Origin of the sequence: Bacteriovorax stolpii (genome assembly GCF_002872415.1) — a bacterium.
Classification (GTDB): domain Bacteria; phylum Bdellovibrionota; class Bacteriovoracia; order Bacteriovoracales; family Bacteriovoracaceae; genus Bacteriovorax; species Bacteriovorax stolpii.
Genome location: NZ_CP025704.1, coordinates 1,922,194 through 1,937,310, shown reverse-complemented (window position 1 = coordinate 1,937,310; position 15,117 = coordinate 1,922,194). Strand labels below are relative to the sequence as shown.

Here is a 15,117-nt window from a genome sequence, read left to right as displayed (position 1 = left end):
TTCTGCCTGTAAGAATAAAAGACTAGCGCACTCGTGTTTTTAGGGATCATAATTAAAGCTTGTAACTAAAACACACCCTTTCATAGGAGAGTGAGATGAAGAAATCTCTTTTATTAGGCCTTGGACTGGCATTGACTGTAGGATCTGCAAACGCAGCTAGTATCGCAATCGTCGATTCAGGAAACGATTTTAAACACAAAGACCTTGAAGCTAAAGCATGGGTTAACCCAATCGAAATCCCGGGCAACGACCGCGATGAAGATAAAAACGGATACCCGGACGACATCAACGGATGGAACTTTGCTGAAGCAAACAACCAACTGATCGATTACTCTTACGAGTGGTCAGACACAGCTGACGTCAGAAGATTCTTCGATGTTCAACTAAAGTCTTTCCTTGGGACTCTGACAAAAGAAGACAGAGACTGGGCAAACGCAAAACTTAAAGAAGAAAAATTCATTAAGGACATCACAGTTTTCGGTAACTGGATGCACGGAACTCACGTAACTGGTATTGCAGCGAAATTCTCTCAAGACGCTAAGATGATCGGTGCTAAACTTATCCCAACAGAAGTAAAACTTCCGGGGCAAAAGTCAAACAGCGTGACAATTACAACTGGTGATAAAAAAGAAGAAATCTCTCTTGCTGATAAAGGCGGAGTTAAAGATTTCCTGGTTAAGCAGGCCCTTGGTGCTCTGGCAAAACAACAGTCAGCTGTTTACGGAGAAATCGGTGGATACTTAAATGGTGTTAAAGCTGACGTTATGAACGGATCATTCGGAACTGGTTATGACCAAATCGGTGGAGTGATTGCTCAACTTTATGAGTCGATCTTTAAAAAAGCTCCAACTGAAGCTGAACTAAAAACATACACAGACTACTTCTTTGAAGTGGCAGTTAAGGAATCAAAAATCTTCTTAACATCAGCTCCAAAAACTCTTTTCATCTTTGCTGCTGGTAACGATGGATCAGACAACGATCTTAAGCCAACAACTCCAACAAACGTTGTAGGGGAAAATAAGATCTCTGTTGCCGCTACATTAGGTGACCAGGCCCTTGCAAGCTTCTCTAACTACGGTGTAAAAAACGTAGAAGTTGCAGCTCCAGGTGTAGGAATCCTTTCAACTTCTCCAATGAACAAGTACATCCACGTTTCTGGAACAAGCCAGGCAGCTCCTTACGTTGCTGGTATTGCCGGTGCGGTTAAAGATGCAAACCCATCTCTTGATTTCAGAGGAATCAAGAAAATCATCCTTGAAACTGTCGATGTAAAATCATGGCTAAAAGGAAAGGTTTCAACTTCAGGACTTGTAAACGCTGATAGAGCAGTGAGAGCTGCCATTCTTTCAAGATCAATGGACTTAACAAAAGCTATTGCTCAGTCAAAGCTAGATGTTCTTCCAAAGTCTGAAGGTGAGAAGTCAGTGAACGCTTACTACCAGGTTCCAAAGAACTGGGTACAACCGCTTCCATCGTCAATTATCTTAAAGTAATTAAGTTTATTCTAAGTATAGAAAAAGGGCCCCGAGAGGGCCCTTTTTTGTTCAATGTTTCTTCAAGAACCTTGTCTAGGCCAAAACTATCTTGTTTAAAATTCATTTGACCTCTACTTTAGAGTTCAATGAATGCAAAAGAATTTATTTCGGAAATATCACCCGAGCGCTGCGAGGAAATGGAGTTTAGGAGGCTTGCTCTGGAGTTTACAGAGGCCTTAAGCTTCTATGGTATAAAAGTCACTCCCTTTTCTGTTCATGCAAAAATGCATTTTAATAAATGCTCATTAAAGAAAAAGCGCGAAGTCATCGCTTATCTTGATTTAAACATTTCTTTAATTAAGGAATGTATCCGCGCCGAAGAAACCCCAAGCAATAAGACACTGTTGTGGCGGCTTTTACAAAAAACACGTTTAGTTCCTGATGATGAAATCTTCGACAAGATTAGCGATGGAGATCTTGTTGAAGTGTACTTTACAGATCACACTCCGATGTTTAGGAGCCTTGAGTTCTACCGCGATTTCACATTCACTGTCGATGAAGCTCTTTGTTTAAGATGGTATCAGCTTTGTAAAAGAGATTTTGTCATTACTTTAAAATTCATGAAATTTATTTTTCTGGGCCTTAGAGGCAATAATCCAAAGACCCAGACAATACCCATCGGTGAGCATTATCTTGATGAAAAAAACACTGAGAGAAAACTCAGGTTTTTAGTTCACAACAAATACCTCTCGGGGCTTATGAAAAACGGAAGTATTCAGGCCGGGATTTGTGTGACGAGAGTCAGGCCAGTAGGTGAAAAGATGCAGCTATGGAAATAAAGAAGACCCGTGGGCCTTCCTTATTCCTCCAGGATATCAATAATCCCGGTTTCTCCGTTAATCCTGATCTTCATCCCGCTTTTTAATTTTTTGGTCAGCCCTTTGATTCCTACAATCGTTGGAAGCCCCATTTCACGGGCGACAATCGCCGAGTGAGACAAAAGCCCTCCACGTTCAACTAAAAGTGCTGAAAGGGAAGGATAAAGCGGAATCCAGCCCGGGTCAGTTCTTTCTGTGACCAGGATTTCTCCATTTAATGTCATGTCGTCGTTTGTATCGATAATGACTTTAACGACACCTTCGATGATTCCAGGTGAACAAGGGATACCACGCATTTGATTTGGCCCAAGTGTCGATTCATCAAAGACCACTTCCTCTTCTTTTGGCATGTGTTGGTTATTCCAGTACACAGGGCCTCGAGTGGCAAATCGAGCAGCGGGTTCGAGATTTTTATAGAGCTCGTATTCTGATTTTCTGACATCAATAACTTTTCTTAAATTCTGGATGCTGTTTGTTCCTTCCAGTGCACCTTTGAGTTCATCAAGGGATAAGAAGAAGATATCGTCTTTTTTGTCGATGATGTTGCTCTTTGTGAAGTCTTCACCAATAGCGTAGAACATGGCGCGGACGACTCCGTAAATTCTCGTACGGCAAAAACGTGTATTTTCTCTGTTCATTACAGCTTTGCGGGCGTGTTTTAGAGACCACTTGTAGATGACTTTTTTCACACCAGAAATGTTTTTATCTAAAAGTGCTTCAGCATTTTCTCTGATTTCTTTTTCGCGCTTTTCATACTCGTGCAGGTCCGTTTGCCCGCAGTTGATTAAGTTTTTTAAGAAAACAAAAAAGAGCCCCGGTTCCTGGTGAAGGTCTTTTTGTTCAAGTTTCATTTCACTCATACAACGGAAGCCGTATTTATCAATGTACTCTAAAACCATAAAATAAAATTCCTGGAACTCCGACTGATTGATGGCCTCAAGGCACATCTCATTTGGAGTTGAAAGAATTAACTCTCTTAATTTTGGTTTTTTTGAAACATAACCTGACATCACGATGAGACGTTTTGTAGGTTCTGCGGATTCAAGATTCCCATTTCCTGCAAGAAGATCATTGTGGAAAGAATCCCCTAAGTGTCCCAGCCATTTGCTGGTGAACTTTTTAAAGAGACCGTAGTGAACCATACATAAGAAGTCGTTAATGATTGGTGCATGCCACTTCCAAAGCATCTCGCGCTCCAGGGCCTGGTAGTGCTCATAGATTTTGTCAGCTGGAAGGCGAGAGTAATCAATCACTCTGAACTTGTTATAAACAATATGAAACTCAGTTAAAAAGTCATCAACAACGTTTTGGATATTTAAATGGAAATAGAAAAATTTTAAGCCAGTAAGCGCTGATCTTACCTTCGCTAATGGGCCATGGTGAAATTCAGGTGGTTTTACACGCTCAGCGATTTCATCTTGTAGGGCCTCATTTGTCCCCATCATGGTTTCCATGAAAGCGCGGTTGTATTTGTAGCCTGGAAGAATACTTGTTAGTTTGTACCAGTTTAAGAGGTTGTAATAAACACGCCCGTAAAAGAGTCCCAGCATGTTTTTAAGGAAGTAATCCATTTCTTTAATGCGAGACTGAGGGACGAGAAGGATCTCGCAGAATTGAACGTAAACCTGGTGGTAGACGTAATGGGCGAAACCGAAAGTCAGAGGCATTGTTAATCCTCCATAACTCTCTACAATGTTGGAGTTATCCCACATGTATAAAATCCCGCGGCTGTTTTCAATTCCCGTCGTGACCGGGCGAGACTGAAGAATAAAGAGCTCTCCGTCTTTAATGGCCCATTCCACGTCTTGAGGCCTTCCGTAGAAATCTTCAATTTTAAGAGCGATTTGATGAAGCGCTTTTAGGTCAGAAGCACTCAGTGATTCAGCATTTTGTTCATTTAATGAAACCGCTACTTCCAAACACCTTTGTTCTTTTTCGTCGCGGATGAGTTTTTTAGTTTTTTCAACGATGTTTTTTTCGCTTACTGATCCATCTTTTTTCATGATGGTGTAAGTGTCAGCATCTAAAAGTCCTGAAACAAGTCCTTCACCAACACCGTAAACTGAGTTGATAACGATCTGATCGTTTTTTCCATTGATGGGGTTACAAGTAAAAAGAACCCCGCTGATATCCGGGTCAATCATCTCTTGCAAGATAACTGAAACTTTGATGTTTAAAATATCCAGCTTATTAATCGTTCTATAGGCCAGTGATCTCTCAGAGTAAGCAGAGGCCCAGCATTCTTTAATTGAATGAATCGTCATATCGAGATCAGAGATATAAAGAAAACTTGAAAGCTGGCCGGCAAACGAGTGAAGAGCACTGTCTTCGTCGTGAGCACTTGAGCGAACTGAGATTAGGTCTCTTTCAAGCTCTTCATAGGCCCTGGCGATTTCTTCAAAGATCACCAGTGGCATATTGGTTTCAACAATTTTGTGTTTGATTTTCTCTGACACTTCCTGCATCGAAAGGTGCTTATCTTCCAGAATCGTGTTGAGGTAGTCTTCAATTCCACTTTGTTTTTTGAACTCTTCAAAAAAGGCCGGAGGAAGAGTGACAAACTTTGGAACCTTGATGTCGTTTTTACTTAATAAATAGAGATTGTGCCCTTTTCCACCTGATTCTTTTTTAGCAAAGTGGTGAGTACTGTCTTTAGAGACGATGTAGAGGTTGTGTGGTTTCATAAGGCCCTATGGAATAATGTGAGAAAAAATTAATAATACATAAAATAAAATAATATAGACTGAACTAAAGAGGCGGTAGTGTCTGGCCGCCACTGGACTGTCAGTCATGATGTATCTAAAAGAGAGGACTCCTAAAGTTAAAAGCAGGATTCCTGAAGTCCAAAGTGAAAAGGCATGATTCGCGCCTCTTAGTGAAAGGGTCAGAAAGTGAGCGATCACCGCTTGTGAGACCACCAGGACCACCGCGCCAGTTCTTCCAAAAAGGCTGGAGTAAGTGTCGACACTTGGGCGCTCTTCGGAGCTCGCGAAAGTCTTTCTGCCAAATTCAAAAATATTAAAAAGAAGCCAGTTGGCCATGGCAAATGAAACGAGAGTCGTGTTGGTGATAAGTTTTAATAAGCTCTCAGTGCTTAGGAAACTAAAAATGGCAAAACTTAAAAGTACCGTCACCACAGTGTGAGTTAAGGCATACGTCGTGAGATACGGTCTGATTTTTTCGCGGATAAAAAATTCTTTATACATAAGTAGTGAATAAAGGATCGCCACGATCATACTGACAAGTGAATTGATCCCCATTGAGGCAAATGTGGTGATTTCAACCAGAATACAAACAACCATCCCGGTGTACATATCTTTGTGATTTAGCAGACCGCGAGGAAGTGGGCGAGTTTTATTAATCACTACGTCCAGCTCATAGTCTTTGACTTCATCATAAAGACGCAGCTTAAAATAAAAGGCCACAACTCCAATGAGCATAACAAAATCATTTAAAGACGTCGCAAAGATAGACTCAGTTGCATTGACCACCAGAATGTGAGCAAAAATAAAAACTACAATCATGCTCAAATGAGATGCTGGTTCAAAACGCTCTTTGGTAAACTGCCACCAGGCCCCTGCTTTTGCCATTAACTTATTCCTTGGATTTTCTTTTTTAGAATTTCGTATTCAACTTTACTGTGGTGACGAGGGTCCATTGGGATGTCGTCGATGTGGATGATTTCATCCACCACAAAATCATTTTTTTCCATTACTCGTCTGATTTCAGCTTTGGCCTCTTCGATGTTGAGATTTGAGTCCTGAGTTGAGAAGACGGCGTAAGTCTTTTCGATTAAGTCAGGGTGAGCGATTCCCAGGAAGGCCGCTTTATGAACGAATGGAAACTTTTTAAGAATGATTTCAGCGCGCACCGGGAAGAAGTACTGACCTTTGCGGTTAATGGCGTTGTGAACGCGACCCACGATCCAAAGGTTGTTGTGTTTATCTAGTTTCCCAAGGTCTCCGGTTCTGTGCCAGACAATTTTTCTTTCATCGCGGATCTTGGCGCGGAAGAAGGCCTCTTCGTTGTTGAAGTATTTTTCACAGACGTGCTCGCCGGCCACGATCAACTCTCCGACTTCTCCTGGAGGGACTTCAAGTTTTTTCCAGTCAGAAGCTTCTTTGACGTAAACCGGGTCTTTGTTGATGTGGATAAATTTATATTCAAGACCACTATCAAGGCCTCCCACGTTAACTCCGGCCTCAACGATTTCATGATCGTCGTGTGGCCTTTCAGCGAGCATTTCAACTGCTTCAATGTGGGCCATTGGTTCAACTTCTGTTGATCCATAGAGAACCAGGATTTCAGCATTTTTTGCCACACTCTTCATGCGGGCCACATCATCTCTTGAAATTGGTGCTCCGCCAGTGACGATGCGTTTTAGGAAGTCGAGGTTTAATTTCTTTTCGATACAGTACGCTGAAAGAGCGTTAAATAGCGAAGGAGATAAGGTCGTGCACGTTACACCACTTGATTTCATCTGCACGTATAAAACCAGTGCGTCTGTTGGAGCAGGAGAGCCGACATCAATGGCCGGAATAATCGTTTCAACTCCCGCTGCTAGGTTATTAAGTGAGAAGATAGGAAAGACTGGAAGGTCTTTATCGCCATTGTCATAAGGAAGGTGGCGGTTAAGAGCGTAGTGCTGGGCCGCCAAGAAGCGGTGACTTCTATCAGCTCCTTTAGGAGTTCCTGATGACCCGGTTGTAAAAGTAATCAAGGCCGTGTGTTCTTTTTCTACCGGTACAATTCCCAGAGACTCTTTTCCTTGCAAGAGAACTTCCAAGCGTGCGTTGTATTTAATTTCGCTTTTTACTTCTCCAGCGACAATTTTTATAGGAATAGAAGCGATTTCAGGAACGTCAGCAAGATAAGCAAAGGCCCTGTCTGCACTAATCATCGCGCGTGGGTTAGCAACCTTGGCACTCACTCCCATCTGATCACGTCTTGCCCACGAGTCCAGGAAAGTAGGGATTGCTCCCATCTTTTGAAGAGCAAACATCGCCGCGTACATGTAAAGCGACATTGGTAAAAAGAGAATCACACGGTCACCAAAAGCGATGCCTTGGTTTTGGAATTCTTTAGCGAGGATTCCTACTAAGTGATCGAGCTCAACTACTTTGACTGAGCGGTGTGGAAGTGGAGTGTTGATGTCTCCGTTCCAGTTTTTTAAATCTTCCGGGTTAACCCATGTTAAGATATTTCTAGTTGGGAAACTCTTGGCGTGCTCTCTTAGAAAGCTTGCTACGTTGTTGTTTTCATCTTTTCCTGGGTAATATCCCAGGCGTTTTTCTTTATTACCATTTGTCATATATTTTCCAATTGATTCATTGATAAGAGTTGAAAGCTCTTTAGTGTGAGTCCACAAGAGTGCATGGCCTGCCTCAGGAATTGTTTTGATCTGGATATTCTTATAAACCAGGAGGGGATCAAATTGTCTTTCTTTGTTGGCCCCTTTGTATGAAGTCTGATCACCTTCACCCATGATGACAATCACCGGGATATTTTTTGCTTTTAGTTGCTCCAGGCGTTTAATAACTTTTTCTTCTGAAATATCTTTTTCCAAAATTGAGTGGGCTAATCTTTCTGTGTTGAAATACTCCTTAGCATCTTTTTCATAAGTCTCTGGAACAGGATGTGGGTGAGAGCTTTCTTTTAACATTTTCTCAATGCTTTTTTTCGCCAGCGCTGGAAGAGCAGTGTTTCGAAAAAGATCGAACATCAAAAGACCTTTCATTAAGGCGCCAGGTTTTTTTATTGGAAACAAATAAGGCGCTACTAAGATCACCAGTTTTGTCCTGTCACTTTTGGCTGCGTACTTTAAGGCCTTCACGCAGCCAAAAGAATACCCCAATTGAATCTCTGCTTCGAAATCACCTTTGCGCTCTTTTTTTACACGGTCAAAGAGGTGAATCTCCATATCCGGGAAATATTTTTTAATGTGAGAGAAATCTTGTGGAGCTCCTGGTGAGCCGTGGTGAAAAATCATTTTCATAGTTCAATACCTTTTTGCAGCATTTTTCTGATCGCAAAGAAATCGGGGTTCTTCGTGTACTCAGTTTTAGTTGAAATATTGTCTTGTTCTATCGGAATTTTCTGGGTCTCTTTGATCATTTTTACAACTTTTGCCATCTCAATGCCCTCAATTTTCGAACTCTCCTCAATGAGCCTTGCAAAACTCTTGCGAAGATTGGAATCAGTGGGAGTACTTGTGACGATTCGTCGGATAATGGCACCGTTGTCGATTTTTTTCTCCATTACGTGAATAGAAAATCCTGTGGGACGGTCATTGTAGAGGGCCCAAAGGTCACACATAGTCCCGCGGAATTCTGGCAGAAGTCCGTGGTGAATGTTGATGGCCCCAAGGCGCGGGAGTTTTAAAATTTTACTTTTGTAAATGAACCTGGTGCGAGCATTGATCAAAAGGTCCGTCTGGTGATTTTTCACAAATTGGAGGAAATCGGGAGAGTTTGGATTGTCGAAAAAATGCAGGCGAATATCATGCTTTTTGGCCGTGGCCGTGCGGTCTTTAAAAGCAGCTTTGATAGTGTTTTTTATCAGAGAAAAACCGATATTTCGAGCACCCATAAGTCCCAATGCGAGCCCCTTAAGAGTCAGGACAGGGGAGTTATTTTTAAGGATCACGAGGTCAATGGAGAGGTCCTTTTCGCCCTGTAATTCCCTAAACAAACCTTCTAAAAAGTGGTTGTAATTTCCGGGCACAAAAGTGACTTCGCTAGTAACTACTAGGATTTTCATCAGATCTCCAATCAAGCGTTATTTATAGTTTAGACAAGGAATGTATTTTTTTCAAAGGGAACCACAAAAACTCCCTAGGAATTTTTCAGAGGGTATCATTGAGCATTAGCACAAATGAGGAATTATGCAGAACATCTCTGTTTATCTTAACCAGCGAGCTTCTAATGGTGGTCATGATTGGCAAGGCCAAATCAATAACGCCCTTTTTAGAAGCAAGATCGAATACCCGGTCTCTTCGACTATGGAAGAGCTTTATGCTAATTTGAGCCGCGATATTGAAAACAACGTAGATGCTGTTTTATCAGTTGGTGGCGATGGGACTGTTCATTCAATTATTCAGATGCTGGCCGGAACAGATATCGGCCTTTTGGTTGTTCCTGGCGGAACGGCAAATGATTTTGCCAGAACGATGGGTTCAAGTTCGAATATTAAAAAGATCGCTCAGACAATCAGGCTCAATACCAGAAAGAAGATCGATTTGATCAATATCAATGGCCGTTTTATGGCCACTAACGGAGGCCTGGGGTTTGCTGCAGAAATTGCTGGCGACATCAATGCCATCCGTTCTGAATTCCCGCAGTTTAAAAAGTTTATGAAGCTTTCAGGGAAAAATATCTATTCACTTTTTGCGGCCAAAAGACTTATGGCCCGCGAGGTGATGAGCTATAAATTTAAACTGGAATCACTGGAGCTTAACGATGTGTTTTATGCTCCTCTTGTTTTAATTAATAACCAGCCTATGCTTGGAGGAAGCTTTGAAGTCGCACCTCATACCAATCATCAGGATGGAAAATTTAACCTGACAATCTTTAAGCACCAAAACAGGCTGGAGCTCATTGCCTGCGTCCTTAAAATTTTAAATGGAAAATTCCCGACAGATGACCCGAACGTTGTGGTCCTGGAGACAACTGAAGCAAAAATTGAACTTCTCGATGGCGCAGAAGAGTTGTCATTCTTTGGCGATGGTGAGATCTTCCCTAAGAGTAAAAGCTGGCACATTAAGTGTTACCCGAATTTTCTGAATGTGTTTTCACCAAAAGATCAGGTGGATTTAGAAAATTTTAGCGGGCAAATCGTAAGCTTAACATAATCATGAATGTATTAATCACAGGTGGCACAGGTTTTTTAGGCGGGTACTTAGTCCGTTTATTAGCTTCACAATTTGAAGTCGTCTATCTGCTTTCTCGTCAGGGAGAGCTGGCAAAATTCAGCGATCTAAAAAATATTATTTACCTAAAAGGGGATATCACTAACCTGGAAGTCATTGCTCTTGAAGGCGAGGAGAGAAAGAGGCTTTTAGATGATATTGATGTCGTCGTTCATGCAGCAGCTCTTTACGACCTGAGCGCGACTTATACCGCTTGTTTTTTACAAAATGTCGTGGGCACTCAAAACATTCTGCACCTGATTGGTGCAATGAAGAATCTCAAGTCTTTTTATTATATTTCAACAATCGCAGTAGGTGATACGGACACTTTCTTTTTAGATGAGAATGTCCTGCCAAAAAGAACATCATTTAAAGACAGTTATTCAGAGACAAAGTATCTGGCAGAACAAATTGTCAGAGAGAATGTAAACACTAAATACGTCACCAGAATCATCCGTCCAGCTATTATTATTGGCGACTCACAAACAGGTGAGATGCCAAAAATAGACGGGCCATATTTTTTCCTGCGCGCTTTTGAGAAATACTCAAAGGCCTTAAAGTATGTGCCGATTGCTCCACTTAGTTATAACCCAAGGGCCAAACTTCCGATCATTCCAGTTGACCATTGCGCTCAGTTGATTGCCCATTTAATTGAGCGTGAAAAATTCTCTCTTGAAGTGAAGACTTATCACCTGGTGAGTTCTGAGCTGCCAACACTCCAGGAATTTTTAAATGACCTCAATGAAAAATTTGGGCTTAAGACCTATTATCTTCCGGTAAAAGAGAACCCCATTCACAATTCCTTATTAAAAATATTAGGTATTCCAGAAGAAGTGCTTCCATTTATGTTTTCGCGTCTGTCATACGATAAGACCAGTACTTTAGAGGATTTGCCTGAGATCAACAAAAGTACCTATGGTACTTTTAAACACATTCTTTTCGGCAAATCTTAAAAACATTAGTTTTTGAGGTTCGTTTGAAAACCATTCTCTCACTTGCCTTTGCCCAGGATCAATACAACTTTGATGAAGAAGTCGAATTCTTTGGCGAAATCTACCGCGTGATTCAGTACTCGACTAATTTTGATGTTGAACTCACGGAAAAACTGATTAAAAAATACGACGGTCAATGCGACGTGATTTGTATTACCGGAATCCCTCAGAAAATTAAATTTAAAAAAGGATTCTTTCTTCACCCGGACACTTACCGTTTAAAAACAGCGGCCAAGTACACGCCGATTGTCGACGGACAGATTGTTAAAGATGTTTATATCCCTTATGCCTTAAGACTTTTCTACTTAAAGAACCCACAGTTTTTTAATAAAAAGAAAATTGGTTTTTACTCTGCGGCCCTGCAGATTGGTTTTGTTGAGCCGATTGCTGAAATCACCAGCGATATCGTCATGGCCGATCCTTTTTTCCTTTTGAAACTTCCTTTTAATCTTCATAGTGCCAAATCACTGGAGAAGTTTTTAAAGGCCTTAAGCCCGGTTTTAAAAGCGATGAAGGTTCAGAAAAAATTTGTTCCTGACTTTGATGACGACTCGATTTTTAAAAACCGCGCTCTTATTGAATTTTTAGGCTGCGACATTCTGGTGGGAAATGAGGCCAATATCAATTTCCTGAATCTTTCGCACTTAAAAGGTCGCACACTGATTATTGATATTGTCTCTAATCAGCTGGAAGAAAAGCTTAAAGAGGCAGGACTAAAAGAGGCCTTAATCTGTCTGCCTCAGCTCTCAATTTACCCGAAGATGAACTATTCTATTTTAGAAGGGATCATCCAGATTAAAAAAGGGGAAGGGAACTTTGTTAAACAAGACGATATTATTAAATTGGTAGAGGAGTTTAAGCTCTCTCCAGAAATTAAAACATTTCATGAAGACAAAGAAGAAGTGACAAAATTCTCTTTTGTTATTCACCCGCTTTCAACCAATCATCTCTTTAAGCACCCTTATTTGCGCTTTATCAAAAAATATTCAAAACCATTAGAGAAGATCACAGAGGAAATCATGAGTTTTCCTCCGGGGTTTTACTATGGGAAAATTGAAGGGATTGTCAGTGAAAAAAATGGGAAAAAAGTTGAAGGTCTCATTTACACGGTGACTGAAACTCCCAAAAAACTAATGGAAGCAGAACCAGATAGTATTTATCGCAAGATTTTAAAACTTTGCGATAAGGCCCAGGATGCCGGATCAAAGATCATGGGACTTGGGGCCTATACAAAAATCGTCGGTGATGCCGGTGTGACGATTGACCGCTTAAGCCCTATTCCTGTGACCACAGGTAACTCACTGTCGGCCGCCTCTACCTTGTGGGCCGCCAAGCTCGCTGTAGAGAAATTAGGTTTCGTTCAAAAGAAAGGATCTATGTTTAAAGGAACGGTGATGGTGGTTGGTGCGACCGGAAGTATTGGTGCAGTGTCGGCCAAGATCCTGGCACTGACGTGGGAGAAAATCATTATCGTCGCCCCGCGAGCTTATAAATTGATGGAGCTTCGTGAAGAGATTTTAAAAATTAACCCGAAAGCAAAAGTTGAAGTCTCAACTGATGCGGATAATTTTACTGGCGAATGTGACTTGATTATTACAACGACTTCAGGCCAGGGGAAAACTGTTTTAGATATTATGAAAGTTAAAGCAGGATGTGTGATCTGTGACGTTTCCAGACCTTTTGACATAAAAGAGGAAGAGGCAATCAGAAGACCAGACGTTTTAGTTATTGCCAGTGGCGAGGTGACTCTCCCTGGAAAAGTCGACATGAATATCGACATCGGCCTGGAAGGAAATATTGTCTACGCTTGTCTGGCAGAAACTGCGCTCCTAGCGATGGATGGAAAGTTTGAATCATTCACACTTTCCCGCAACATTAACTACGAAAAAGTTATTGAGATTGACCGCATGGCCAATGAACACGGCGTAAGGCTCTCTCAAATTATGGGGCATAATGGTTTTATTACCGATGCCGAATTCGACCTGTGCCGCGAACATGCGGTGAGCGCAATGAAAAAAACTAAATAAGTGAGAAAGATATGACTCAAGAATACTTTAAAGGTTTAAATTACACTTTAGGAAACGAAGACACGACTGTTGAAGTGGAGCTCGTTAAAAAAATCAAACCGAAAAATATTTTTTCTATTTGTGGCTCAGGAGGGCGCTCGCTTCCTTTAATGCATAAAGAAGCAAAAGTGCTCGCTCTTTCTGATCTTTCTAAAGAGCAGCTTTTTTTGGCCGAGCTTCGCCTGAGCACTTACCGCGATCTCGATCACGACAAGTTCCTTCTTTTCTGGGGGTATTATCCTTACTCAGAAAAAAACAATGCCCACGAAAGAAAAGAGCTCTTTCATAAAATCCATTTAACTCCAGAGTGCCGTGAGTTCTTCTCCAAAGTCTTTGAAGAAGTTCACTTCGAATCACTTTTATACCTAGGAAAATGGGAGAGGACTTTTGCTGTCTTTGCCAAGGTTTTACAAGTCCTTTTAGGTCTTGATTACGACCGCATCCTGCGTTTTGATAATCTGGAAGAACAAGTGAAGTATTATCAGACAGAGTTCCCGATGAAGAGATGGAAGGTTCTCATTCATATACTTGGAAACAAGGCGATGTTTAATGCCCTTTTATACAAAGGGGATTTCATTACCAAGAACTCTCCGCTTTCTCATTTTGATTATTACTTCCAGGCCTTTGACAGGCTTTTTACCCGCGACCTTGCCCAGAAGAGCTTCTTTCTTCAGCTTTGCTTCTACGGGCGAATTAAATCACTTCTAGGCGTTCCTGTTGAGGCCAATAAGGAGAGTTTTGAGCGCGTCCACGAATCTAAGACAGAAGTGGATTATGTAAAGGAAGACTTTGTGAGCTATCTTTCAAAAGGCACAAGGCAGTTTGATTTCCTTTCTTTAAGTGACGTCCCATCGTATTTCCAGGGGGACATAGAAAAGAATTTTATGCAAAAAATTAAACCAGGGCTCCTGCCTGGTGCCATTATCGTAACCAGGTATTACCTTCGTAAGTCAGACTGTGATTTAACGGGATACCTTGACATCACCGATTCCCATATTAAATTAATTGAAATGGAAAAAGTTCAGATGTATGACATCAGAGTCTATCAATATCAACCGTAAGTAAAAGGACAAAACATGCAAAGACTATCTACTGCTCAACTTCTTGAGGCAATGGAGTGGCGTTACGCTACTAAAAAATTTGATAATACTAAAAAAATCGATGAGGTCACTTGGGCCGCTCTGGAGAAAACTCTTATTTTGACTCCTTCATCATATGGGGCCATGCCATATAAGTTTGTAGTGGTAAAATCTCAAGACATTAAAGATCAATTAACAGCAGCTTCTTATGGACAAACTCAGGTTTCTGATTGCTCTCATCATGTGGTGTTTTTAGCTAAAGAAAAAATGGACGCTGAACATTTAAGAAAATACATCGAGCAAACGGCAGCAGTCAGAGGCCTTAAGACTGAAGACCTTCAAGGTTATGAGAAAATGATGGTGACAAATTTAGTTGAGCGCATGACTCCAGAACAAAGCTTTAAATGGGCCTCAAATCAGGCCTACATTGCTTTGGGGAACTTTATGACGGCCGCTGCTGTCTTAGGTGTAGATGCTTGTCCATTTGAGGGAATTAATCCCGCAAAGTATGATGAAATCCTGGGACTGGTTGGATCTGGTTGGAAAACAGTATGTGCATGTCCGACAGGCTATAGAGCTAGCGATGATAAGTACGCTACTGCAAAGAAAGTCCGCTTTAACGCTAACGACCTGATTATTTATAAATAAAAGATAGAAGTTTGCCACTCAAACTATTGAGTGGCAGATTTTATTCTCATTTGCTCATTCTATAAGTCTCCAA

11 protein-coding genes are annotated in these 15,117 nt (G+C 41.3%); 7 read left to right on the top strand and 4 right to left on the bottom strand.

All coding sequences use genetic code 11. From position 1 onward, the window contains the following. Nucleotides 1–95 precede the first annotated feature (95 nt). Nucleotides 96–1,493 (top strand): S8 family serine peptidase, encoded by a 1,398-nt coding sequence (locus tag C0V70_RS09550; RefSeq protein ID WP_102243636.1) that lies wholly within the window; start codon nt 96–98, stop codon nt 1,491–1,493. 128 nt (nt 1,494–1,621) lie between these two features. Beyond that, entirely contained in the window at nt 1,622–2,314 is a 693-nt protein-coding gene (locus tag C0V70_RS09545) for a hypothetical protein (protein ID WP_102243635.1), read from the top strand. 20 nt (nt 2,315–2,334) lie between these two features. Here the strand turns inward: C0V70_RS09545 and C0V70_RS09540 are convergent, their stop codons facing one another. Genes C0V70_RS09540 through C0V70_RS09525 form a run of 4 tightly spaced genes read right to left on the bottom strand, consistent with a single transcriptional unit; the run spans nt 2,335 to nt 9,112 of the window. Next, nucleotides 2,335–5,037 carry a phosphoenolpyruvate synthase gene (locus C0V70_RS09540; protein WP_102243634.1) on the bottom strand — a complete coding sequence of 901 codons (2,703 nt, stop codon included), beginning with the start codon at nt 5,035–5,037 and terminating at the stop codon, nt 2,335–2,337. A 6-nt stretch (nt 5,038–5,043) separates the two neighbouring features. Continuing rightward, nucleotides 5,044–5,943: a UbiA prenyltransferase family protein gene (locus C0V70_RS09535; RefSeq protein ID WP_102243633.1), complete on the bottom strand. Its 900-nt coding sequence runs from the start codon at nt 5,941–5,943 to the stop codon at nt 5,044–5,046. Further along, complete coding sequence (locus C0V70_RS09530; protein WP_102243632.1) at nt 5,943–8,348, bottom strand: AMP-binding protein; 2,406 nt, start codon at nt 8,346–8,348, stop codon at nt 5,943–5,945. The genes C0V70_RS09535 and C0V70_RS09530 overlap by 1 nt, the downstream gene beginning before the upstream one ends. Further along, entirely contained in the window at nt 8,345–9,112 is a 768-nt protein-coding gene (locus C0V70_RS09525) for a formyltransferase family protein (protein WP_102243631.1), read from the bottom strand. Before C0V70_RS09525 ends, C0V70_RS09530 begins: the two co-directional genes overlap by 4 nt. Before the next feature lie 124 nt (nt 9,113–9,236). Between C0V70_RS09525 and C0V70_RS09520 the strand changes: the two genes are divergently transcribed. From C0V70_RS09520 to C0V70_RS09500, 5 genes are read left to right on the top strand one after another with little or no spacing between them, the layout of a single operon-like run. Beyond that, nucleotides 9,237–10,202, top strand: a complete 966-nt coding sequence (locus C0V70_RS09520) for a diacylglycerol/lipid kinase family protein (RefSeq protein WP_102243630.1) — start codon at nt 9,237–9,239, stop codon at nt 10,200–10,202. Nucleotides 10,203–10,204: 2 nt separating this feature from the next. After that, nucleotides 10,205–11,212: an SDR family oxidoreductase gene (locus tag C0V70_RS09515; RefSeq protein ID WP_102243629.1), complete on the top strand. Its 1,008-nt coding sequence runs from the start codon at nt 10,205–10,207 to the stop codon at nt 11,210–11,212. A 23-nt stretch (nt 11,213–11,235) separates the two neighbouring features. Further along, nucleotides 11,236–13,278, top strand: coding sequence for a DUF8754 domain-containing protein (locus C0V70_RS09510; RefSeq protein WP_102243628.1), 2,043 nt, complete (start codon nt 11,236–11,238; stop codon nt 13,276–13,278). A gap of 11 nt (nt 13,279–13,289) precedes the next feature. Next, the gene (locus C0V70_RS09505; protein WP_102243627.1) at nt 13,290–14,378 is read left to right on the top strand and encodes a DUF3419 family protein; all 1,089 of its coding nucleotides are present in this window, start codon (nt 13,290–13,292) and stop codon (nt 14,376–14,378) included. Between the two features lie 15 nt (nt 14,379–14,393). Further along, nucleotides 14,394–15,044, top strand: coding sequence for an NAD(P)H-dependent oxidoreductase (locus C0V70_RS09500; protein WP_102243626.1), 651 nt, complete (start codon nt 14,394–14,396; stop codon nt 15,042–15,044). Nucleotides 15,045–15,117 lie beyond the last annotated feature (73 nt).

Coding starts and splice junctions, on each gene's coding strand:
- C0V70_RS09520 (WP_102243630.1), top strand. CDS start 9,237: ATGCAGAACATCTCTGTTTATCTTAACCAGCGAGCTTCTAATGGTGGT.
- C0V70_RS09540 (WP_102243634.1), bottom strand. CDS start 5,037: ATGAAACCACACAACCTCTACATCGTCTCTAAAGACAGTACTCACCAC.
- C0V70_RS09505 (WP_102243627.1), top strand. CDS start 13,290: ATGACTCAAGAATACTTTAAAGGTTTAAATTACACTTTAGGAAACGAA.
- C0V70_RS09535 (WP_102243633.1), bottom strand. CDS start 5,943: ATGGCAAAAGCAGGGGCCTGGTGGCAGTTTACCAAAGAGCGTTTTGAA.
- C0V70_RS09530 (WP_102243632.1), bottom strand. CDS start 8,348: ATGAAAATGATTTTTCACCACGGCTCACCAGGAGCTCCACAAGATTTC.
- C0V70_RS09550 (WP_102243636.1), top strand. CDS start 96: ATGAAGAAATCTCTTTTATTAGGCCTTGGACTGGCATTGACTGTAGGA.
- C0V70_RS09545 (WP_102243635.1), top strand. CDS start 1,622: ATGAATGCAAAAGAATTTATTTCGGAAATATCACCCGAGCGCTGCGAG.
- C0V70_RS09515 (WP_102243629.1), top strand. CDS start 10,205: ATGAATGTATTAATCACAGGTGGCACAGGTTTTTTAGGCGGGTACTTA.
- C0V70_RS09500 (WP_102243626.1), top strand. CDS start 14,394: ATGCAAAGACTATCTACTGCTCAACTTCTTGAGGCAATGGAGTGGCGT.
- C0V70_RS09525 (WP_102243631.1), bottom strand. CDS start 9,112: ATGAAAATCCTAGTAGTTACTAGCGAAGTCACTTTTGTGCCCGGAAAT.